Genomic DNA, 20,441 nt, shown 5'->3' with positions numbered 1-20,441 from the left:
GGATACAGGCCACACAGGGCCAGCGCCACTTAAGGCCGTCAGACCGCTTCCATATGCAAGCGGTCTTGGTATACTGCCCGCCCATGCCAGAGTGGTGAAATTGGTAGACACGACGGATTCAAAATCCGTTGGGGTAAAACCCGTGCCGGTTCGAGTCCGGCCTCTGGTACCATATTCCCAGCACATGATCCTTAGTACATGTGTCCTGATACATGCCCTGCCGCGGCGCCGCCCCGGCAGAGCCATGTCTGATCAATTGTCCCACGCCAAACCTGCCGCACTGGCCCGCCGCCTCATACGAGCGTCTCGCGCTCATCCCCATGACTGCGTGTATCGCGGAAGAAGAACCAGGCACTGAACGCCATCAGCACATAACCGAACAGCTCCAGCCCTTCCTGGATAACCGTCTTGATATCTCTGTTGTATTGCTCGCCCATGACCGGCTCCCAAAGCATGGAACCGCTGCCGAACACCCGGCTGAATATCAGAACCATCAGCAAACCGAAGAACATGTAGTAATAGGAATGGGAGCCAATATAGCGCGCCATGGCTGGCAGGATGGTGTCCCGGCGCCCCGGTGAGAGTGCGTAGCCGATGGCAGCCCCGGCGGCAGCCAGTGCCGGAATGACCCAGAAGCCGTGATAGATGAAATCGAGCAGGTGATCCTGCTCACGAATGAACATGCAGAGGATGAACCCGCTGACCAATGTCAGGAATCCTCGTTGTGCCGGCAAGGTCACTGCCCGGCGCGCAAACAGTGCGACGCAACAAAGCAGCAACAATGACTGGGTCACCTCGGTAAAGGAGGCTTCTCTGAGTGGGCCGCCAACAATCTGCACATCGACAAACAACCAGAGCGGCACAATCATCAGTGCTACACCGACCAGCAGGAACTCTCCCATTGCGGCAAGCACCGGCCGCAGCTGGGCACGCACACCCGCCCCGATCTCGGGGGGGCGACCTAATCCGGGAAGCTCGTTCGGTGACTCAGGGCATTTCTCGTTCATCTGGCTTCTCCCAAAACCATGCGCTACCCCGGCCTAACCGGTGCAACATAATTTCTATCATGAAAAATTGATGCAATCGACATCAGATTGTTACATACATGATGTCGTGAATGACGTGAGGGAAATTGGGACGGTCCGCCCCAGATCAAGGGCCTGCGCGGGTATTAAGTTTTGAGCAAGGGTCGCCGCCTGACACGCATCAGAAAATGACCGGACGGCGCACGCTAGCCACCACAGCCCACACAGAATCAGGCAAGTGAAAAGAAGGAGAATGAGACGCGTTAATGCAAGATAAGGCAGGGAGGTAATGCTGTGGATGCCGGGGTAGCAAAACGGAGCAGCCAGAAGAACCCGGCTGCTCCGCACCGATAGTCTTAGCGCTGCTCGAGCACCTCGACCAGATTCCAGACGCCGTCCTGCACTTGTGACACATAGACGCCGCTGATGGCCTCGTGGTTGTCCGCATTCATGACCACGCGCGCACCGGAAATCGGATCTTCATAATCCAGCGTTTCCAGCGCGGCCACCAGCGAATCCACGGTCAGATCACGACCGGCTGCCTCCAGCCCGCGCACAAACACCTCGGCAATGGTCCGACCCAGCGCCGCACCGGTATTCGGCCTGTCACCATGTGCCTTGCGATAGGCTTCAACCCACTCGGCGACAGCAGGCTCTTCGATCCGGCTGTAAATGTCCTCACCGGCTGCCGGGCCGTACAGGCCTTCTGTTACACCACCGGGTGCAGCTGCGACGGCGGAATGAAAGCCCGCCGGGGACACCATGAACTTCACGTCATCCCAGCCCATGTCACGGGCAGTCGCCATGACGGAAATGATCGGCCGGATGGCCACAGCCAGTATGACCAGCTCGCAGTCCCGTGAACGCAGCCGCGACAGGGTGCCGGAGAAATCGCTCTCGTCGGGGCGATGGGAGGTCGCCGCCACCAGCGTCATATTGCTGTTCTCCGCGACATCCTTGCCGGCCTGATGCACTTCCTCACCAAAGTCGGAGGGGATGTACATGATGCACAGACGTTCGATGCCTTTCTCGGACTCCATCCATTCCAGCGCTGCACGCACCTGATGGTAGTAGCTGGAGGAATAGACAAACCGTCGGCTGAAGTCACCCTCTTCCTGCATCTGGCGCGACAGCGCCAGCGGGAACAGGCTGGGCACATCCTGGCGGTCCATGACCCGGAACGCTGCCAGATTGTGCGGTGTGCCCATGTTCATCAGCATGGCAAAGACGCGGTCCCGGTTGACCAGTTTGTTGGCCGCTTGCATGGCGCGCGGCACCTGGTAACCGTGATCTTCCACAATGTAGCGAATGCGTCGACCGTGCACGCCGCCGTCGGCATTCACCTCATCGAAATATTGCTGGGCCGCGCGTACAGCGGGCACGGAAAACGCGGAAAATACACCGGACAGGTCGTGCATGCCGCCCACGACGATTTCATTATCCGTCACGCCACGCTGGGCCGATACCGCTGAAGCCGCCGTCAGGGCCAGAAGCCCGATCAGTACACGTTTCATCATCTCTCTCCTGCAACCGGAACGGTCGCGTCTCTATTGCAGATATTGATTACAAATACTGTCAATACATGTCATCGATAAGCGGCTTGTGCTTTTTCTCCACGAAGGAGCGCTTGAGCTTCATGGTGGCGGTGAGCTCTTCATCCTCGGCAGTAAGCAGCACATCGATCAACCGGAAATACTTGATCTGCTCCACCTGGGCAAACGCCTTGTTCGCCTCGCTCACAATACCGTCCACCAGCTCCACAACCTCTTTGGCACGACACAGTGAAGCGAAATCGGAAAAGGGTACCTGGCGCGCCTGAGCATACTTCTCCACATTTTCCTGATCGATCATGATCAGGCAGGTCAGATACTTGCGCTGGTCGCCGATCACCACAGCATCAGAGATATAGGGCGAGAACTTGAGCTTGCTCTCGATCTCTGCGGGCGTGATGTTCTTGCCGCCCGCGGTAATGATGATGTCCTTGATACGCCCGGTAATGGTCAGCATGCCATCTTCAAACCGGCCCATATCGCCGGTGTGCAACCAGCCATCGCGAATATCTTCGGCGGTCTTTTCCGGCTTGCGCCAGTACCCGGCAAACACATGGCCGCCACGCACCAGCACTTCGCCTTTTTCAGAAATACGCACCTCGGTGCCGGGCAGCAGATGGCCCACGCTGCCCACCTGGCTGCGTTCCTCGGTATTCAGGGAAATCACGCCGGTGCTCTCGGTCATGCCGTAACCCTCGAACAGCGGCACACCCAGTGCATCGAACCAGCGAATCAGGTCCGGCGCAATCGGCGCGGCACCGGTGGTGGCGCGGCGGATATTGGCCATGCCGATCATTTCACGTACGTTGCGCAGCACCAGCACATTCCAGAGGCTGTACTGCAACCGCTGCATGAACGACGGCGTCTTTGTTGCCCGACAGGCCATCCCGGCCGCAATGGCGCGATCGAACGCCCACTGCCCGAGCCGAGTGCCTTCATTGCGTTGATTGATCAGCGCGCTGTAGATTTTTTCCCACAGACGCGGCACGGCGGTGAAGGTGTGCGGCGACACTTCACGCAAGTTATCGAATACCGTTTCCGGGCTCTCGGCAAAATTGACGGTGGAGCCGACATAGGTCGGCATTTCCACGGACACCAGCCGCTCCAGAATATGACACAGCGGCAGAAAACAGAGCTGTTCATCGCTGTCGTTGATGCCCAGCATTTTCTCGCCGGCCTGCAACTGGAACAGGATATTGCGATGGCTGATCATGGCCCCTTTCGGTGCCCCCGTGGTGCCGGAGGTGTAGATCAGCATGCGAATGTCATCCGGCTGACTGGCATCGATGCCCGCGCTGAAACGCGCCTCGGCATCGGCAACGCCGTTACCCAGCGCGTACAGATCATCGATGAACATCACCATGGGGTCACTGAAGTCCCGGAGCCCCTTGCGATCAAACACGATCACTTTTTTCAGGGTCGGTACCTGATCCCGGACCTGCAGATACTTGTCCAGTTGTTCGTCGTTCTCGACAAACAGGAATCCCGACCCGGAATCATTGACCAGATAGGCGAGCTGCTCGGCACTGTCAGTGGTATAGACGCCGTTGGGGATCCCCCCGGCGCCGGCAATACCCATGTCGCAGTAGAGCCACTCCTTGCAGTCCTCGCTGAGGATCGAGACCGGCTGGTGGCGTTCCAGGCCCAGCTCGAGCAATGCCACACCGATCGCGCGAGCGCGCTCGTAGTAGTCCTGCCAGGTGCTTGCCTGCCAGATGCCAAGGTGCTTTTCCCGATGGGCGATGCGCGCGCCGCGCTCCAGGCACTTCTTGCGCCAGAGCTTGGTCATGGTGTCGCAGCCATCGACGTATACTGTGGTGTCGTTTTTTGTCGTCATCAGCGCCAGGTCTTCTTGCGTTTCCAGCGTTTTTCCGGTCGGTCACTATCTGCCGACTGGCCAAGATAAAACTCACGGATATCTTCCGAGGCGAGCAGCTTGTCCGCCGAGCCGTCCATCACGATACGGCCGGTTTCCAGCACATAACCGTGATCAGCGGTCTGCAATGCCACCCGGGCATTCTGCTCCACCAGCAGCATGGTCACGCCCTGCTCCTGATTCAGCCGGCGGATAATGGTGAAGATTTCTTTCACCAACAGCGGCGACAACCCCAGGGACGGTTCGTCCAGCAGCATCAGCCTCGGTCGCGACATCAGCCCCCGGCCAATGGCCAGCATCTGCTGCTGGCCGCCGGACAGGGTGCCCGCCGGCTGGCTGCGCCGCTCGCGCAGTACCGGGAAATAGTCGTAGACCATCTCGATGTCGGCGGCCACACCGTCCCTGTCGCGGCGCGTATAGGCGCCCATGGCCAGGTTCTCGGCCACCGTCAGGAATGGAAAGACTTCGCGCCCTTCCGGCACATGGGCAATGCCCTTGCGCACCAGCACATCCGGTTCGCTGCCACCGATCTGTTCGCCATGGAACGTCACCGTGCCCTTGCGTGGCGCCAGTGAGCCGGACACGGTTTTCATGAGCGTTGTCTTGCCCGCGCCATTGGAGCCGAGAATGGTCACGATCTTGCCTTCCGGCACCGACAGTGACACCCCGCGCAGGGCCATCACCGGGCCATAGAAGGCTTCCAGATTGCGGACTTCCAGCGTGTTCGTCATGCCGTCTCCTCCGCACCCAGATAGGCTTCAATCACGCGCGGATCTGCCTGCACTTCGGCAGACGTACCCAGCGCCAGCGGCTTGCCTTCAGCCACCGCCAGCACGCGATCAGAGACCCGCGATACCAGGCTCATGTCGTGCTCCACCATCAGGATGGTCAGGCCCAGATCCTTCTGCATATCCTCGATCCACCAGGCCATGTCTTTGGTCTCTTCCACGCTCAACCCCGATGCCGGTTCATCCAGCAGGATCAGGCGCGGTCCCGATGACAGGGCGCGCGCAATCTCGACCACCTTGCGCACGCCATAGGGCAAACCGGCAATCAGCTTGTCGCGATACGCCGCCAGATCCAGAAAATCGATCACTTCTTCCACGTGACGGCGATGTTCGCGCTCGGCCCGGCGCACACGGGGCAGGAACAACAGGTCCTCCACCCACAGCGTCTTGCGGCGCACATGCCGCCCCATAAGCAGGTTCTGCAGCACCGTGGAGTGATCGAACAGCTCGATATTCTGGAAGGTCCGGGCAATGCCCAGCGGCGCTATCTTGTGCGCGGGCAAACGGGTGATGTCCTGACCATCGAGGAGGATACGACCGCCACTCGGCTCATAGAGCCGACTGATCAGATTGAAGATCGTGGATTTGCCGGCGCCATTCGGCCCGACAATGGTGAAGACTTCACCGGCTTCCACGTTGAAGCTGACACCATCCACGGCCTTGACGCCGCCGAAGGCAATGGACAGATTCTCGACCTGTAACAGACTCATCGCATGCGCTCCGTTTTCAGGTAAGTACGGGAACGGCGGAACATGCCCTTGCGGTACAGCGGAAACAACTGGAACCAGGTGCGCACCTTCAACCAGACACCATAAAGGCCACGCGGCTCATAAATCACCATGACCAGAATAATCAGCGCGAAGGCAGCCATGTCCATACCCGGATAGTTGCCCAGTGCAATCGGGGTGTGCGCGTTGACCAGGTCTCGCAGGGTCGCGATCACCTGGGGCAGCAGCACCACCACAATAGCCCCCAGGAAAGCACCATGCATGGCGCCCAGCCCGCCGATCACCACCTGCAGCAGCAGCGTGATGGAAATCAGGATCAGGAAGCTTTCGTAATTCACCACCTGCACCATGTGAGCGTACAACGCCCCGGCGAGCCCGGTGATGGCACAGGACAAGGTGAAGGCCAGCGTCTTGGTATTGGCCACGTTCACGCCCAGCGCCCGCGCCGACACCTCGCTGTCACGCACCGCCAGAAACGCACGGCCGGAAGGCGAGCGCAGCAGGTTGGCATACATCAGCGTCACCAGCAGCAACACCCCCAGACACAGGTAGTAGAAAGCAGTGGGCGTGCCATAGCGGTCGATCTCGTAGCCGAATAGTTCGATGATGGGCGCAAGCACACCGCTGACCCCACCCGTCACCGGCTCGGCGATGATGGCGATATCCTCGATGATCACGCTCAACGCCAGGGTGGCGATGGCCAGATAGATGCCCGTCATGCGTAACAGTGGCCGCGCCAGTACGGCCCCGGCCACGCCCGTGATCACGGCACTGGCGATCAGCGCCGGAATAAACGGCCAGCCGCGTGCCATCAGCGCGATATTGGCAAAGGCACCGATGGCCATGAACGCCGCATGACCGAGGCTGACCTGACCGGTGTGCCCCACCAGCAGCATCAGACCGAGACCGGCCAGCGACCAGATGGCAATCTGGGTCAACTCACCGACAAAGTACTCCGGCAACACGAAAGGCGCTGCAATCGCCAACAGGATCAGGATGCCGTACTGGATGCGATGCCGGTTGTCCTGAAACAGATTGATGTCGTCGTCGTAACTGCTCTTGAACTGAACTCTCATTGATTGCGCCCCCGCCCTACACTTTCTTCTGGCTGACCTGGGCGAACAAACCGCCCGGTCTCAGGATCAGCACCGCCAACATCAGCACGTAAGGCGCCACCTGCCCAAAGCCACTGGGCAGATAGCGCCCGGCGAAGGGTTCGACGATGCCCACCAGCAAACCGCCCACCAGCGCGCCCGGCAAGGAGCCTAATCCACCAATCACGGCGGCGGCAAAGGCCTTGATACCGAACAACAGGCCTACCGAAGGCTCCACCGCGCCCTTGGCGGCGAACAGCACCCCGGCGATGGCCGCGACAACCCCCGCGAGGGCCCAGACGATGGCGTTGACCCGCTTCACCGGAATACCCATGTAGTAGGCCGCCATCTGATTCTGGCTGCTGGCCTGCATGGCAACGCCGAGACGGGTACGGGCAAAGAAGAAATACAGCACCGTGGTCAGCAATACCGTGGCGCCAATAATGACCGCGTCCACCATCGGAATCAGGAGACCGCCGAAGCGCAGCACCTGCCCGGTAAACGGCGTTTCCAGGGACATGGGGTTGTGGCCCCAGACGGTGCCGGCAAAAAAGCGGATCAGGAAACCCAGCGCAATAGTCAGGATCACCATGGCAAACTGCGGCTGGCCAAAGATGCCGCGCAGCACGAAGCGCTCCAGCAGATAGCCAAACGCACCGAGCACCAGGGCGGCGCACACCAGCCCCATCAGGAAGGGCAGGTCCGCATAGCCGGTATTGATGAAGGTGATTCCCAGAAACGCCCCGAGCATGAGCATATCGCCCTGGGCAAAATTGACCGCTTCCGATGCCTTGTAGATCAGCACGAAGCCCAGCGCCAGCAGGCCATAAATACAGCCGTTGGCGATGCCGCTGATCAGCAGCTGCAGCACATCCATCGAACATGTCCCGTATCGGTTGTTGTTATCGCCGCAGCCGGGGCTGCGTCAATCTTCACGCCGCCAAGTCTGTTGCAGAACCGCTTCCGTCTGCTGACCCGGCAGTCAAGGCGTGGGCCCAAGCATGCCGGATATTGTCAATCGGCGCAAAACGCGTGAGACTGCGCAGCCCGAATCACAAACGGTGAGGTGTCATGACACCGCTCTCCCCCGCGCCCCTGTGGCGTCGCCTGGCCGCACTGGGCTATGACCTGCTGCTGCTGATCGCGCTGGTCTTCATTACCACCGGCATCGTGATCCCGTTGTATACCCATTCCGGGCTCGCCGTCACCGACGTGAATGGTGTAATCCGCCCCCCGACCTGGTTCCTGCGCGGCGTGTTGTTACCTTTGTTGCTGCTGGAGATATGGGCTTTCTATGCCTGGTTCTGGCTGCATGGCGGCCAGACACTGGGCATGCGCGCCTGGCGCATCCGCACGCAGTCGCCAGGCAATCACATGCTGACGCTGTTACAGACCGTGAAGCGTTTCGGGGCAGGCATTCTGAGCTGGATACTGCTTGGCGCGGGCTACCTGCTGGCACTGGTGCCGCCTCACCAGACACTGCATGACCGGCTTTCCGGCACCGAAACAATGCTGCTACCGAAACCGGTAAAGAAAGCCTGATTCAGGGTCAGCGAATGCGGCCGAGGAGCCAGATCCCGACGGCCAGGCATACGGCTGCGGGCACAGCGGCCGCCAGCAGCGGCGGCATCTGGAAGATCAGCGAGACATGGCCGATAAACTGCTGGCCATAATGAAACACCATGCCGGCGATGATGCCGGTGGTCAGTCGCAGCCCCATGCTGACTTCACGCAGGGGGCCAAAAATGAAGGAAATGGCAATCAGCACCATGCCCAGAGTCGCGAACGGCATGAACAGCTTCTGCCAGAAAGACAGCAGATACTCCCCCGCCTCGAGCCCCTGGCGCTGCAAATAATGGGCGTAGCCCCAGATCTTGGTCAGCGCCAGATTTTCCGGGCTCAGTACGATGATCGACAACAACTCCGGCGTCAGCTCCGACTCCCACACACCCGTGCTCTGCCGGTAAGGCACTGTGCTGTCCTCCAGCAACGAGGTGCCGGAAATGTCCTCGGTGAACCAGCTTTCGTTCTGATAGATTGCGCGGCCGATAAACTGGGTTTCCGCCAAGGTGCGGTTTTCGTGGAAGCGATAGCGGGTCACACCGTGCAGCACGCCATTGGACTGCACCGCATTGATGTGAATGAACTCGTTACCTTCACGGTGCCAGAACCCGGAGCGGGACCGATAGGTAATATCCTCGCCCCGTTCGGCGATGGCCCGATTGCTCTGCGCGATACGCTCACTCCAGGGCACCACATACTCCCCCACCGCCATGCCGACGAGCAGCAGCACGATGGCCGGACGCATCACCAGCCAGCTGATGCGGCGCGGCGAGGTGCCGGAGCCTCGAATGATGGTCAGTTCGCCACTGTTGGCCAGCACCCCCAGCCCCAGCAGCGTCCCCAGCAGCACCGCCATGGGCAGGAACTCATGAGCCGTGCGCGGCATGGTGGTGACGACATACTGCATCGCCTGCATGACCTGATAATTGGCGCGCAGCTTGCCCAGCTCGTCGATAAAGCTGAACAGCCCGTCCAGGGCCAGCAGCACCGCCAACACGGCCAGCGACGGCAGCAGCACGGCATTCCACAGATAGCGGCGAATCAGGATCATGCTTGCGCCACCCCTTTGGTGCGTGCCCGGAATACCGGCCAGAGGTAGAGACTGGCCACCAGTATGATGGCCAGCAAATGCACCCAGGCGGTGTGGTACCAGAACGGCCGCTCCGCCGGTGGCGTGTCCTCGATCCAGCCGCGCATCACCATGATCAGGCCGACGTAAAACAGATACAGCAACACAGCGGGAATCAACTTGCCGAAGCGGCCCTGGCGCGGGTTGACCCGCGCCAGGGGAATCGCAGCGATGGTCATTACCGGCACCAGCAACACCAGGGCGATACGCCACTGCAATTCAGCATCCGCCTCCGGGTCGTCCAGATTGTCCATCAACGTCAGCGTGCTCAGGGCACGCACTTCCGGCGGGCGCGGCACGCTGCGCTCCTCGCCCACGCGCACCAGGGCGCGCTCGAACAGCACCTTGCGGAAATCACCGTCACCCGGCTGGCCGCTGTACTGATGGCCGTTCAGCAATTCCAGATAGGTCATGCCCTCATGCTCTATCAGCGTGCCGGTTTCTGCCCAGACGGTCAGCATCTCGCTCTGGCTTTCCCCGGAATAGGTGCGGAAATCCGAAATAAAAACCCGTTTCAAAGAACCTTTGTCGCGATCGAACCCCTCTGCATAAGTAGCCCGATAGGTATTCCCCGAGCCACGTACATGGAAACGTCCCGGCGTCAGCAATTCCAGCACGGAGCGCCCCTGCTGTTCCTCAAAGATCCGCGACACTTCTTCGTCAGCCAGCGGCGTGACATACAGTGCAAAGAAACCGATCACCATGGTGGTCACCGCCACCGGCGCCGCCATCGCCCGGATCAGGCGCTGCTGGCTGACACCGCAGGCACGCAACACCACCACTTCGTTGTCGGTATACATGCGCCCGAGCACCAGCAGCACGCCGATAAACAGACTCAACGGCAAAATCATCTGCAGGAATTCGGGTAACCGGAACGCCATCACGGAGAACAGCACCGTGGCGTCGATATCACCCACCGCCGCGGAGGCCAGATAACGGATGAAACGCCCACTGACCAGCACCATCACCAGCACGAAGGTAACGACGACCGTGGTCATGAACAGTTGCTTGTTGACGTAGCGATAGAGAATCAAGGGTCAGCCTGCATACCGGGAAAGGCACCGTCGAAACGACGTGGCGCAACGTTGAGCGCCGTATTGTACCCCAGCCGTGCGGGGTGAGCACCGCCGCATGTACCGCGCCACGCAATCTGCTAGCATCTGTCCACACTCTGTCCCCTGTTACCCACCGGAGCCTCCATGGATTACGCCGTCAGCAGTAAAGCCCCCGCCCTCCTGAAAGCCGATTGCCTGGTGGTCGCGTTGAACAAGGGTGCCACCGATCTGCCTGACACCCTGCCCGACGCCACCCGCAAGCTGATCAGCGCTTGCGTGAAGAGCGGCGACTTCGCCGGCAAGAAGCAACAGACCCTGTTACTGCAACAACCGCCGGAACTGAGCGCCACGCGCCTGCTGCTGGTCGGCACCGGCGCGGAAGGCGCGCTGGGCGTGCAGGCCTTCCTGCAACTGGCTGCCACCGTCGCCAAAGGCGTGGCCGCGACGGGTGCGCGCAGCGCCGCCTGGCTGCTGGACAATATTGCCGTCAAAGAGCACGACACCGCCTGGATCGTGCGCGAAGGCAGCCGTGGTGTAGCTGACAACACCTACCGCTACGATACGTATCGCAGCGACAAGTCCGGCGCCCCGGCGCTGAAGCGCTTTACCTTCCTGACCAGCGCCCCGGCGGCAGACGCGAAGCAGGCACTGGCCGAGGGCACCGCCATCGCCGCCGGTATGGCACTGGCCAAAGATCTCGGCAACCGCCCGCCCAACGACTGCCACCCGGACTATCTGGTAACCGTCGCCAAGGCGCTGGCGGACGAATACCCGGCGCTCAAGCTCAAGACCATCAGCGAAAAACAGGCTGAAAAGCTGGGCATGGGCGCCTTCTGCTCCGTGGCCCGGGGCAGCGAGCGGGATGGCCAGATCATGATCTTTGAATACCAGGGCGCCAAAGGCGCGCCGGTGGCCCTGGTCGGCAAGGGCATTACTTTCGATACCGGCGGCATCTCCCTCAAGCCCGGCGCCAGCATGGACGAAATGAAATACGACATGTGCGGCGCGGCCAGCGTCTTCGGCACAGTGAAGGCCGTGTGCGAGCTGCAATTGCCGATCCATCTGGTGGCCGTTGTGGTCGCTGCGGAAAACATGCCGGACGGCCGCGCCTCGCGGCCCGGCGATATCGTGCGCACGCTGTCCGGCCAGACCGTTGAAATCCTCAATACCGATGCCGAGGGCCGACTGGTACTGTGCGACGCGCTGACCTATGTGCAGCAGAAGTACAAACCCTCCGCGGTGGTGGATATCGCGACCCTGACCGGCGCCTGCGTCGTCGCGCTGGGCGCCCATGCACAAGCTGTCTATGCCAACGATGCCGAACTGGCAGAAGAACTGCTGTTGGCGGGCGAAGACTGTGGCGACCGGGGCTGGCCCATGCCGCTGTGGGACGATTATCAGGAACAGCTGGACAGCCCCTTTGCCGACATGGCCAATATCGGCGGGCCGAAGGCCGGCTCGATTACTGCTGCCTGCTTCCTGTCACGCTTCACCAAAGACGTGAGCTGGGCGCATCTGGATATCGCCGGCACGGCCTGGGTCAGCGGCGGCAAGTTGAAAGGCGCGACCGGCCGTCCTGTACCGATGCTGACCCGCTACCTGATGCACAAGGCCGGCAGCGGCGATGACTGAAGTGCTGTTCTACATTACCGACACCCCCGGCGTGCGTGCCAGCCTGGCCTGGCGCATCGCGGAGAAGGCCTGGCGGCAGCAGCGCCGGGTCTATATCCACAGCGCGTCGGCGGCCGACGCCGAGGCGCTGGATGCCACCTTCTGGGCCCAACCGCCCGCAGGCTTCCTGCCCCACGCCCTGCTGGGCACGGCAGCTGCTGCGGGCAGCCCGGTGGTGTTGGGGCACGGCGACGATCCCGGCGAGCACCACGATGTGCTGATCAACCTTGCCGGCGAGGTCCCCGATTTCTATGCGCGCTTCCAGCGCGTGGCGGAGATGATCTGCGGCGACCCGGCCTTGCGGGATCAGGGCCGTGCCCGCTGGAAGTTCTACCGCGAACGCGGTTACCCCGTCACCGACCATCGGCTCTGACCCTCGGCTCTGAGGCAAGCTGCCCCTCAGGCTGTGATGCAGGTATCGCTGCGGCACTCAAACGCTTGTCCTGCACCCTGACCTTTGACAACAATGGCATTTGGGCAACGATACGTGGGGCGGCCTGACACCGCTGCCACCGCAATATCACCGGGGGTTGTTGTGAGCAGAGAGACAGATTTGCCGCCACCAGACGCTATTTTTCGCAGCGGCCGCGCAGGCAGTACGGGCAAACCCGGGCTGCTGGACGAGCTGGATGATATCCGCAGCCTGCTGGGCGACGCGCTCGACGACGTGTCGGCGGGGCTGCCCGGCGATCTGGATATCCCGCTGCTCGAGCCTGACTCGCTCCCCGACGCCCCGCCTGCCGCGACGCCGCGCCCGAAAGCCGCCCCCTCTGGCCAGCATGTCGCCAAAGCGCCAGGGGCACCTTCCTCCTCGACTGCCCCGGCCAGCAAAACGGCGGCAGGCAACCCGCTGCAGGAGCTGCTGTCAGCGCGTGAGAACCCTTTTCTGCCCCGCCACACTATGGAGCGCCTGGCCCAGCACCGCGCCCACACCCCGGAAGGCCTGCGGCCGAGTACATCGACCGCTGCGGAGAAGCCGACCACCAGCGCGGCCGCCCAGGTCAGCCAGAGCACGCCCCGGCGCCCGGACGACGCCACCATCCGCGCCGCCGTGGACGAGATACTGGCGGTCTGGATGCCGCGCATCGAGCGCGAGCTGCGCGACCGATTGACGCAGCAAATGCGGGACAGAGACGACGCCTGAGGCCGATCTCTGTATAATCGCGGGCTTCGTCGAGCAGCCCGGGTAACGCCTCAGATCATGGATAAAACGTATCAACCCGAAGCCATAGAAAAGCGCTGGTACCAATGCTGGGAAGACGCCGGTTACTTTGCCCCGCAGGGCGAAGGCGAGCCCTTCAGCATCATGATCCCGCCCCCCAACGTCACCGGCTCCCTGCACATGGGCCACGGCTTCAATAATGCCGTGATGGATACCCTGATCCGCTATCGCCGCATGCAGGGGCGCAATACGCTGTGGCAGCCCGGCACCGACCACGCCGGCATCGCCACGCAGATGGTGGTGGAGCGCAAACTGGCCGCCGAGGGCAAGACCCGACACGACCTGGGCCGCGACGCGTTTATCGAGCGTATCTGGGACTGGAAGGCAGAATCCGGCGGCACCATTACCGGCCAGCTGCGCCGGCTGGGCTCCTCACTGGACTGGTCCCGAGAACGTTTCACCATGGATGAGGGCCTGTCCCGCGCCGTGCAGGAAGCCTTCGTGCGCCTGCATGAAGAGGGACTGATCTATCGCGGCAAGCGGCTGGTCAACTGGGACCCCACCCTGCACACCGCCATCTCTGACCTGGAAGTGGAAAACCACGAAGAACAGGGCCATATGTGGCACTTCCGCTACCCGCTTACGGATGGCTCCGGCCATCTGGTGGTGGCCACCACGCGGCCGGAAACCATGCTCGGCGACACCGCCGTAGCCGTGCACCCGGAAGACCCGCGTTACAAGGACCTGATCGGCAAGACCGTGCGCCTGCCGCTGGCCGAACGCGACATCCCGATCATTGCCGACGATTATGTTGATCCGGATTTCGGCTCCGGCTGCGTCAAGATCACCCCGGCACATGACTTCAATGATTACGACGTCGGCAAGCGCCACCAGCTGCCGATGATCAACATCATGACCATCGATGCCAGCCTCAATGACGACGTCCCGGAAGCCTATCGCGGCATGGATCGGCTGGTGGCGCGCAAGCAGATCGTCAGCGACCTGGACGCACTTGGTCTGCTGGAAAAAGTCGACGATCACAAACTGATGGTGCCGCGCGGCGACCGCTCCGGCGTCATTATCGAGCCCTACCTGACGGACCAGTGGTTCGTCGCGGTAGAAAGCCTGGCCAAGCCAGCGATAGACGCCGTCGAAAACGGCAGCATCCGCTTCGTGCCGAAGCAATACGAAAACATGTACTTCTCCTGGATGCGTGACCTGCAGGACTGGTGTATTTCACGCCAGTTGTGGTGGGGCCACCGCATCCCGGCCTGGTACGACGACGCCGGCAACATTTATGTCGGCCGCAGTGAAGGCGACGTGCGCGAGAAGCACCAGCTGGGCGACACGCCCTTGCTGCAGGACAACGACGTCCTCGACACCTGGTTCAGTTCCGCCCTGTGGACTTTCTCCACGTTGGGCTGGCCGGACAAGACGCCCGAGCTCGCGACCTTCCATCCCAGCAATGTGCTGGTCACCGGCTTTGACATCATTTTCTTCTGGGTTGCCCGGATGATCATGATGACATTGAAATTCACCGGTGATGTGCCGTTCAAAACCGTTTACGTACACGGGCTGGTGCGCGATGCCGAAGGCCAGAAGATGTCCAAATCCAAGGGCAACGTACTGGACCCCCTGGATCTGATCGACGGCATCAGCCTGGAAGACCTGCTGGCCAAACGCACCGGCGGATTGATGCAGCCGCAAATGGCCAGCCGCATCGACAAGCAGACACGCAAGGAATTTCCCGACGGCATTGCCGCCTATGGCACCGACGCCCTGCGCTTCACTTTCCTGTCGCTGGCCGCCACCGGGCGCGACATCAAGTGGGACATGGGCCGCATCGAGGGTTTCCGCAACTTCTGCAACAAGATCTGGAATGCCGCTCGCTATGTGGTGATGAATACGGAAGAGCAGGACTGCGGCCTGGAAGGCGACGTCGAGCTGGGCCTGGCAGATCGCTGGATCATCTCTGCCCTGCAGCGTGCAGAGCAAGACGTCAGCGAATCCCTGGATCAGTTCCGCTTTGATCAGGCGTCTCACGCTGCCTATGAATTTATCTGGAACGAATACTGCGACTGGTATCTCGAGCTGTCCAAGCCCGTGCTGTATGGCGACGACTACAGTGAAGCACGCAAGCGCGGCACCCGCCGCACGCTGCTGCGCGTGCTGGAAACCCTGTTGCGTCTGGCTCATCCCTTCATGCCGTTCATCACCGAGGAAATCTGGCAGCGTATTGCTCCGCTGGCCGGCCGCAGTGGCGACAGCATCATGCTGCAGCCTTACCCGGCATCCGACCCGGCGAAAATTGACGAGCAGGCCGAAGCCGATATCCGCTGGATTCGTGATGTCATTACGGCAGTACGTAACGTGCGCGGCGAAATGAATATCCCGCCAGGCAAGGCGCTGGACGTCTACCTGCACAACGGCGACGCGTCAGACCAGGCACGGGTCGATGCCAACCGTGGTTTCCTGTGCAAACTGGCCCGCCTCTCGTCGATCACCATGCTGTCCGCCGAAGATTCCGCGCCGCCATCAGCCACGCAGCTGGTGGGACGCATGGAACTGCTGGTGCCCATGGCCGGACTGATCGACAAGGAAAAGGAAATGGCGCGCCTGGGCAAGGAAGTGGAAAAGCTGCAGACCGACGTGGCCCGCTGCGAAGGCAAGCTCAAGAACCCGGCATTTGTCGACAAGGCACCCGATGCCGTGGTCGAGAAGGAGCGAGCCAAGGCCGCAGATCTGCGCTCTGCGCTTGCTCGCCTGGAAGAGCAGCTGGAAAAGATCAAGTACATGTAACTGCACACAACAGGACCGAGACACGACGATGGGGCAGCAAGCCACAGATCAACGACGGGAACGGATTCTCAGTGCTGCGCGGGAAGTATTTGCCCGGGAAGGTTTTCGCATTGCGGAGGTGAAAACCATCGCCCAGACCGCCGGGGTGGGCAAGGCCACCATCTACAAGTTCTTTGAATCCAAAGAACAGCTGCTGCTGGTGATTGTCGAAGAAAATCTCAATCAGCTTCGTGATCTGGCACTGCGTCAGCTGCTCAGCGATGGGCCGCCCATCGAGCGGCTGGAAGGCGCCTGCCGTGTCATTGCCCGCTTCATCGCTGGCAACCAGGCCTTCACTCGCGTACTGGTTCAGGAAGCAGGTGAGTTTGCCGGTGAGATCCAGCGCCGCCATCTGGCGCTGGTGGAGCAGAACATGCCCATCGCCGAGGTATTCTTCAGCGCACTGCGGGAACAAGGCTATTTTGTGGCGCTGGACACTCGCAGCACCATGCAGCTGATGATGAATCTGATAATGGGCACCGCTTACACCTGGTCGCTCACCGGCCAGGGCAATCTTGAGGAGCAAGCGGTCACCTACCTGCGTGTGCTGGTGGCCGGCATGCGCACCCCTCTCTAACGCTCGTCCATCACTCTCACTGCGGAGCACCACGATGCACAGCCTGCGACACCCGCCGTCCCGACACGCCCCATTGCTGTTGACCGCGACACTTCTGCTGTCCGCAACCCTGCTCCTCGGCGCCTGCCAGAACGGGGCACAGCACGACCCCATTATTGCTGCCACGCAAGGCGAGCACCGCACTGCTGCCTTCGTCGCGCGAGATGTCTGGCGGCGCCCTGTGGAGACACTGGCCTTTTTCAACGTTGAGCCGGATATGACGGTGGTGGAAATCTGGCCTGGCGCTGGCTGGTACACAGAAATTCTGGCGCCGCTGCTGCGCGACGAGGGCCAACTGTATGCTGCGCATTTTGATCCGGACACCCCGGTGCCCTTCTTTCAGCGCTCACTGGTTGCCTACCAGGACAAGCTGGCAGCGGAACCAGCGGTCTACGACCGGGTGGCACTCACCGTTCTCGCACCACCGGCGCACACCGCCATTGCCCCACCAGCCAGCGCCGACCGGGTGCTGACCTTCCGCAATGTGCACAACTGGGCCAGCGCCGGCAGCGCAGAGGCAGCATTCAGCGCCTTCCATACAGCCCTGCGCCCCGGCGGCATTCTGGGTGTTGTCGAGCACCGAGCCCCCGCAGGCCGGGACCTGGATGAGCAGATAGCGTCCGGTTACATGACCGAGGAATACGTGATTGCGTTGGCGGAAGCTGCCGGGTTCGAGTTGCTGGAGCGCAGTGAAATCAATGCCAATCCGGCTGACAGTGCCGACCACCCGGAAGGCGTCTGGACCCTGCCTCCCAGCCTGCGCCTGGGCGACACGGACCGGGAGCACTACCTGGCGATCGGGGAAAGTGACCGGATGACACTGAAATTCAGGAAGCCCTGAACAGGCACTGCTCCAGGCACCGGACCGTGATGGCTCAGGCGACCGGCTGAGCCGGCCCGAGCAGAGCCTCATCCGCTTCACCCAGCACCACCGCCTCGGCAATACCAGTCATGACCCGTTTGCAGCGGGTGACTTCTGCATCACTCAGTTTGCCATCGGCCAGCAGGTAAATGGAGTAGTTCTCAAGGCTCCAGAGCAAGGTGCGCAGCACCAACGGATCAAAACGCTTGCCGATCAGCCGGTGGATCTCTTTTGCCAGAATCTCTACGGCCAGATTCTGGCCATTCTCCCGATACGGGGCCAAGGCTGAGCCCGAACGGCGAGCCTCTTCCATCATCAGACGAATCACCGGACCCATGCTGACGTGGTACTCGAAGTAGATATCCGTGGTGTTGCGGATGATGTCCCGGACCGTATTCGAGCGGTTCACCTGCTGCTGGAAGCGCAGGATCATGTTCTCGACAAAGATCCGGTAGATGTTCTCCAGCACGTCCACCTTGTTGCGGAAGTACTTGTAGAAGGTGCGCCGGGAGATGTTCGCCGCATCCAGCAGATGCTGCACCGTGGTCCGGTGCAAGCCACGCTGGGCAAAGACCGCCATGGAGTGGATCAGTATCTCCGCCCGAGCCTGGGAGCGCTGCACACTGCGATCCTGACCCTGATACGCATCAAGAACCTGATTCACCACTTCGCGAATCGCGTCGAGATCCTGGTTTGACTTGAACTCCATCATGACTCACAACAGCTGGCCGCAGTGGTGCAAAGCTTAACCAACCGTGAACAGGGCGTAAACAGAGAGTTTATCCTTATTCGGATCGCGCCTGCCCATTGGCCCATCAGGTCAAGCACTGACCCCGTACCACAACCACTACAGCCCGCCCGCCTTATTCGCTACACTCCGGGGACCATCGGGAGACAAGATCATGTGGATGCAGTACCTGCCCTTCGGGGTCATTGCCATTGTCGGTGCCATTGCCTCAGACGGCTGCGATCTGAAAGTCGGTAGCCAGGGCAGCGGTGACGCCAGTTTTGCTATCACCGACGCACCCGCCGATGACGTGGATCGCGTGCGCCTGACAGTGACCGCCATCCACCTGGGTTATGACCGTGGCACCGAACGCCTGACACTGGATCCGCCGGTGGTGGTCAATAACCTGCTGGAACTGCAAGGTAGCCAATCCCAGATACTGTTCCCGCTGGATGAGATTCGGGCCGGCGACTATGAATGGCTGCGGTTGTTCATCTCGGAACAAGACGGTGACTCAGAAGTGCGTACTCGCGACACCGGCGGCACCCTGCCCCTGCGCCTGGGCACCGATGCCCCCGGCACCAGCGATCGCTACCTTCAATTGACCCGCGATTTTCGCATCGAGCCCAATGAGAGCAACCGGCTCACCATCGACCTTGATTTGCGACGCGCGCTGCTGAAACCCTCCGGCGAGGACTTTTATCTGCTCCGCCCTGCAATGCGGCTGGTAAACAACGACAAGAGCGGCATCATTGAAGGCACTGTCAGTAACGGCCTGATCAATACCAGCTCTTGCACCAGCGACCTGGCTGCCGATGAGGGGCGTGGGCTCGGCAATGCGGTCTATCTATACGAAGGCAGCAATCGGACACCCGGGGATATCCATGTCAACGCCCAGGGGCAACCTGTCGGCACACGCCTGAACCCGATTACCACTGCCGACGTGCGCATGAACCTCACCAACAGCACCTACGAATTCGAAATCGGCTTTGTACCTCAGGGCACCTATACCGTGGCGTTCACATGCCGATCATTGGGTGACAGACCCAATGCCCAGGATACCAATGTCACCTTCCTGAAGGTCGCCAACGTCACCGTTGCGGCAGGAGAAACACGCACCATCAACCTGAGTAACTGATCCTGACCCATGCTGATCTGACTTATGAAGGCTGGCCGCTGCCCTCAAGCGGCCAGCATATCGTCACTGCCCCCACCCTCACGTCCCTTCCGGTCGCGTATCCGTAACCAGACCTTCTCGTGAAAGTGGTACGCCACGGTGTTGACCAGCGGCTCAACCAACGCCACTGCACCGCCAATCATCCAGTCACCTGTCATAGCCCAGACGACCAGAAAGGCGACAACGATGTGCATGACTCCGAAACTGGCTGTCTTGATCATGGTGCTGCGCTCCAGATGACATTGATTCTCAGGTAGATCATCGCATATCTGGGGGTGGCGTTAAGGTGATTAATACTCTTTTGGCGATAGGGCCGGACTATGGCAGGGGCTTTGGGTTGCTCGGCGTGCCTGGGCAGTTGCGGTAATAAGCTGGGAGATGGTCGACCTACTTGATCAACGCGGTGCGTTGACCCCTTCGGGGCGCCTGCGGCGTCCACCGGCGATAGCCGGTGTCACATGGCAGCGCGTTGCGCTGCGAGGTAGTGGGAGGAGGACTTCGCTCCTAAATATAAAAAACCCCCGACGCGGAGCGGCGGGGGTCTTTTATATTTAGGAGCCTGACGATGACCTACTCTCAC

Annotated in this window: 19 protein-coding genes and 1 tRNA gene; 9 read left to right on the top strand and 11 right to left on the bottom strand. The window is 61.0% G+C overall.

From position 1 onward, the window contains the following. Nucleotides 1–85: 85 nt before the first annotated feature. Nucleotides 86–172, top strand: a tRNA-Leu gene (locus K8B33_RS10270). A gap of 121 nt (nucleotides 173–293) precedes the next feature. On the opposite strand, the gene K8B33_RS10265 is transcribed toward K8B33_RS10270, so the two are convergent. The 7 genes from K8B33_RS10265 to K8B33_RS10235 all read right to left on the bottom strand — a co-directional run bounded on the left by K8B33_RS10265 (nucleotide 294) and on the right by K8B33_RS10235 (nucleotide 7,938). Continuing rightward, nucleotides 294–1,007, bottom strand: a complete 714-nt coding sequence (locus tag K8B33_RS10265; RefSeq protein WP_223426133.1) for a hypothetical protein — start codon at nucleotides 1,005–1,007, stop codon at nucleotides 294–296. Between the two features lie 374 nt (nucleotides 1,008–1,381). Next, complete coding sequence (locus K8B33_RS10260; protein WP_223426130.1) at nucleotides 1,382–2,539, bottom strand: ABC transporter substrate-binding protein; 1,158 nt, start codon at nucleotides 2,537–2,539, stop codon at nucleotides 1,382–1,384. A 61-nt stretch (nucleotides 2,540–2,600) separates the two neighbouring features. Next, complete coding sequence (locus K8B33_RS10255; RefSeq protein ID WP_223426127.1) at nucleotides 2,601–4,412, bottom strand: AMP-dependent synthetase/ligase; 1,812 nt, start codon at nucleotides 4,410–4,412, stop codon at nucleotides 2,601–2,603. Next, on the bottom strand, nucleotides 4,412–5,182 hold the full coding sequence (locus K8B33_RS10250; RefSeq protein WP_223426125.1) for an ABC transporter ATP-binding protein: 771 nt from the start codon (nucleotides 5,180–5,182) through the stop codon (nucleotides 4,412–4,414). Before K8B33_RS10250 ends, K8B33_RS10255 begins: the two co-directional genes overlap by 1 nt. Beyond that, on the bottom strand, nucleotides 5,179–5,949 hold the full coding sequence (locus K8B33_RS10245; protein WP_223426123.1) for an ABC transporter ATP-binding protein: 771 nt from the start codon (nucleotides 5,947–5,949) through the stop codon (nucleotides 5,179–5,181). Before K8B33_RS10245 ends, K8B33_RS10250 begins: the two co-directional genes overlap by 4 nt. After that, on the bottom strand, nucleotides 5,946–7,043 hold the full coding sequence (locus K8B33_RS10240) for a branched-chain amino acid ABC transporter permease (RefSeq protein WP_223426120.1): 1,098 nt from the start codon (nucleotides 7,041–7,043) through the stop codon (nucleotides 5,946–5,948). Before K8B33_RS10240 ends, K8B33_RS10245 begins: the two co-directional genes overlap by 4 nt. Before the next feature lie 16 nt (nucleotides 7,044–7,059). Then, nucleotides 7,060–7,938 carry a branched-chain amino acid ABC transporter permease gene (locus K8B33_RS10235; protein WP_223426119.1) on the bottom strand — a complete coding sequence of 293 codons (879 nt, stop codon included), beginning with the start codon at nucleotides 7,936–7,938 and terminating at the stop codon, nucleotides 7,060–7,062. A gap of 194 nt (nucleotides 7,939–8,132) precedes the next feature. On the opposite strand from K8B33_RS10235, the gene K8B33_RS10230 reads away from it, so the two are divergent. Next, nucleotides 8,133–8,603, top strand: coding sequence for an RDD family protein (locus K8B33_RS10230; RefSeq protein ID WP_223426118.1), 471 nt, complete (start codon nucleotides 8,133–8,135; stop codon nucleotides 8,601–8,603). A gap of 7 nt (nucleotides 8,604–8,610) precedes the next feature. Here K8B33_RS10230 and lptG read toward each other — a convergent pair whose 3' ends face one another. Both lptG and lptF read right to left on the bottom strand, forming a co-directional pair. Further along, on the bottom strand, nucleotides 8,611–9,675 hold the full coding sequence (lptG, locus tag K8B33_RS10225) for an LPS export ABC transporter permease LptG (protein ID WP_223426117.1): 1,065 nt from the start codon (nucleotides 9,673–9,675) through the stop codon (nucleotides 8,611–8,613). After that, nucleotides 9,672–10,787 carry an LPS export ABC transporter permease LptF gene (lptF, locus tag K8B33_RS10220; protein ID WP_223426116.1) on the bottom strand — a complete coding sequence of 372 codons (1,116 nt, stop codon included), beginning with the start codon at nucleotides 10,785–10,787 and terminating at the stop codon, nucleotides 9,672–9,674. The genes lptG and lptF overlap by 4 nt, the downstream gene beginning before the upstream one ends. A gap of 165 nt (nucleotides 10,788–10,952) precedes the next feature. On the opposite strand from lptF, the gene K8B33_RS10215 reads away from it, so the two are divergent. From K8B33_RS10215 to K8B33_RS10190, 6 genes are all read left to right on the top strand, one after another. Next, a complete protein-coding gene (locus tag K8B33_RS10215) occupies nucleotides 10,953–12,440 on the top strand; it encodes a leucyl aminopeptidase (protein ID WP_223426115.1) in 1,488 nt (495 codons plus the stop codon). Beyond that, entirely contained in the window at nucleotides 12,433–12,852 is a 420-nt protein-coding gene (locus tag K8B33_RS10210; RefSeq protein WP_223426113.1) for a DNA polymerase III subunit chi, read from the top strand. Before K8B33_RS10215 ends, K8B33_RS10210 begins: the two co-directional genes overlap by 8 nt. Before the next feature lie 162 nt (nucleotides 12,853–13,014). Beyond that, nucleotides 13,015–13,623 (top strand): hypothetical protein, encoded by a 609-nt coding sequence (locus tag K8B33_RS10205; RefSeq protein WP_223426111.1) that lies wholly within the window; start codon nucleotides 13,015–13,017, stop codon nucleotides 13,621–13,623. A 57-nt stretch (nucleotides 13,624–13,680) separates the two neighbouring features. Beyond that, nucleotides 13,681–16,440 (top strand): valine--tRNA ligase, encoded by a 2,760-nt coding sequence (locus tag K8B33_RS10200; protein ID WP_223426109.1) that lies wholly within the window; start codon nucleotides 13,681–13,683, stop codon nucleotides 16,438–16,440. 28 nt (nucleotides 16,441–16,468) lie between these two features. After that, nucleotides 16,469–17,056, top strand: coding sequence for a TetR/AcrR family transcriptional regulator (locus K8B33_RS10195; RefSeq protein WP_223426108.1), 588 nt, complete (start codon nucleotides 16,469–16,471; stop codon nucleotides 17,054–17,056). A gap of 34 nt (nucleotides 17,057–17,090) precedes the next feature. Further along, entirely contained in the window at nucleotides 17,091–17,936 is an 846-nt protein-coding gene (locus K8B33_RS10190) for a class I SAM-dependent methyltransferase (RefSeq protein ID WP_223426107.1), read from the top strand. A 34-nt stretch (nucleotides 17,937–17,970) separates the two neighbouring features. On the opposite strand, the gene K8B33_RS10185 is transcribed toward K8B33_RS10190, so the two are convergent. Then, complete coding sequence (locus K8B33_RS10185; RefSeq protein WP_223426106.1) at nucleotides 17,971–18,666, bottom strand: TetR/AcrR family transcriptional regulator; 696 nt, start codon at nucleotides 18,664–18,666, stop codon at nucleotides 17,971–17,973. A 193-nt stretch (nucleotides 18,667–18,859) separates the two neighbouring features. Between K8B33_RS10185 and K8B33_RS10180 the strand changes: the two genes are divergently transcribed. Beyond that, a complete protein-coding gene (locus tag K8B33_RS10180) occupies nucleotides 18,860–19,822 on the top strand; it encodes a DUF4382 domain-containing protein (protein ID WP_223426105.1) in 963 nt (320 codons plus the stop codon). A gap of 44 nt (nucleotides 19,823–19,866) precedes the next feature. Here K8B33_RS10180 and K8B33_RS10175 read toward each other — a convergent pair whose 3' ends face one another. Next, entirely contained in the window at nucleotides 19,867–20,082 is a 216-nt protein-coding gene (locus tag K8B33_RS10175; RefSeq protein ID WP_223426104.1) for a DUF2061 domain-containing protein, read from the bottom strand. Between the last annotated feature and the right edge of the window lie 359 nt (nucleotides 20,083–20,441).

The sequence above is a fragment of the Alcanivorax limicola genome (assembly GCF_019931215.1).
GTDB classification, from domain to species: Bacteria; Pseudomonadota; Gammaproteobacteria; order Pseudomonadales; family Alcanivoracaceae; genus Isoalcanivorax; species Isoalcanivorax limicola.
This window is presented reverse-complemented; position numbering and strand designations above follow the sequence as displayed.

What these genes read in the sequence shown, in the direction of transcription:
- K8B33_RS10210 (WP_223426113.1), top strand. Translation starts at nt 12,433, where the DNA reads ATGACTGAAGTGCTGTTCTACATTACCGACACCCCCGGCGTGCGTGCC.
- K8B33_RS10260 (WP_223426130.1), bottom strand. Translation starts at nt 2,539, where the DNA reads ATGAAACGTGTACTGATCGGGCTTCTGGCCCTGACGGCGGCTTCAGCG.
- K8B33_RS10180 (WP_223426105.1), top strand. Translation starts at nt 18,860, where the DNA reads ATGTGGATGCAGTACCTGCCCTTCGGGGTCATTGCCATTGTCGGTGCC.
- lptG (WP_223426117.1), bottom strand. Translation starts at nt 9,675, where the DNA reads ATGATCCTGATTCGCCGCTATCTGTGGAATGCCGTGCTGCTGCCGTCG.
- K8B33_RS10200 (WP_223426109.1), top strand. Translation starts at nt 13,681, where the DNA reads ATGGATAAAACGTATCAACCCGAAGCCATAGAAAAGCGCTGGTACCAA.
- K8B33_RS10215 (WP_223426115.1), top strand. Translation starts at nt 10,953, where the DNA reads ATGGATTACGCCGTCAGCAGTAAAGCCCCCGCCCTCCTGAAAGCCGAT.
- K8B33_RS10230 (WP_223426118.1), top strand. Translation starts at nt 8,133, where the DNA reads ATGACACCGCTCTCCCCCGCGCCCCTGTGGCGTCGCCTGGCCGCACTG.
- K8B33_RS10190 (WP_223426107.1), top strand. Translation starts at nt 17,091, where the DNA reads ATGCACAGCCTGCGACACCCGCCGTCCCGACACGCCCCATTGCTGTTG.
- K8B33_RS10185 (WP_223426106.1), bottom strand. Translation starts at nt 18,666, where the DNA reads ATGGAGTTCAAGTCAAACCAGGATCTCGACGCGATTCGCGAAGTGGTG.
- K8B33_RS10195 (WP_223426108.1), top strand. Translation starts at nt 16,469, where the DNA reads ATGGGGCAGCAAGCCACAGATCAACGACGGGAACGGATTCTCAGTGCT.
- K8B33_RS10265 (WP_223426133.1), bottom strand. Translation starts at nt 1,007, where the DNA reads ATGAACGAGAAATGCCCTGAGTCACCGAACGAGCTTCCCGGATTAGGT.
- K8B33_RS10235 (WP_223426119.1), bottom strand. Translation starts at nt 7,938, where the DNA reads ATGGATGTGCTGCAGCTGCTGATCAGCGGCATCGCCAACGGCTGTATT.
- K8B33_RS10245 (WP_223426123.1), bottom strand. Translation starts at nt 5,949, where the DNA reads ATGAGTCTGTTACAGGTCGAGAATCTGTCCATTGCCTTCGGCGGCGTC.
- K8B33_RS10175 (WP_223426104.1), bottom strand. Translation starts at nt 20,082, where the DNA reads ATGATCAAGACAGCCAGTTTCGGAGTCATGCACATCGTTGTCGCCTTT.
- K8B33_RS10250 (WP_223426125.1), bottom strand. Translation starts at nt 5,182, where the DNA reads ATGACGAACACGCTGGAAGTCCGCAATCTGGAAGCCTTCTATGGCCCG.
- K8B33_RS10240 (WP_223426120.1), bottom strand. Translation starts at nt 7,043, where the DNA reads ATGAGAGTTCAGTTCAAGAGCAGTTACGACGACGACATCAATCTGTTT.
- K8B33_RS10255 (WP_223426127.1), bottom strand. Translation starts at nt 4,412, where the DNA reads ATGACGACAAAAAACGACACCACAGTATACGTCGATGGCTGCGACACC.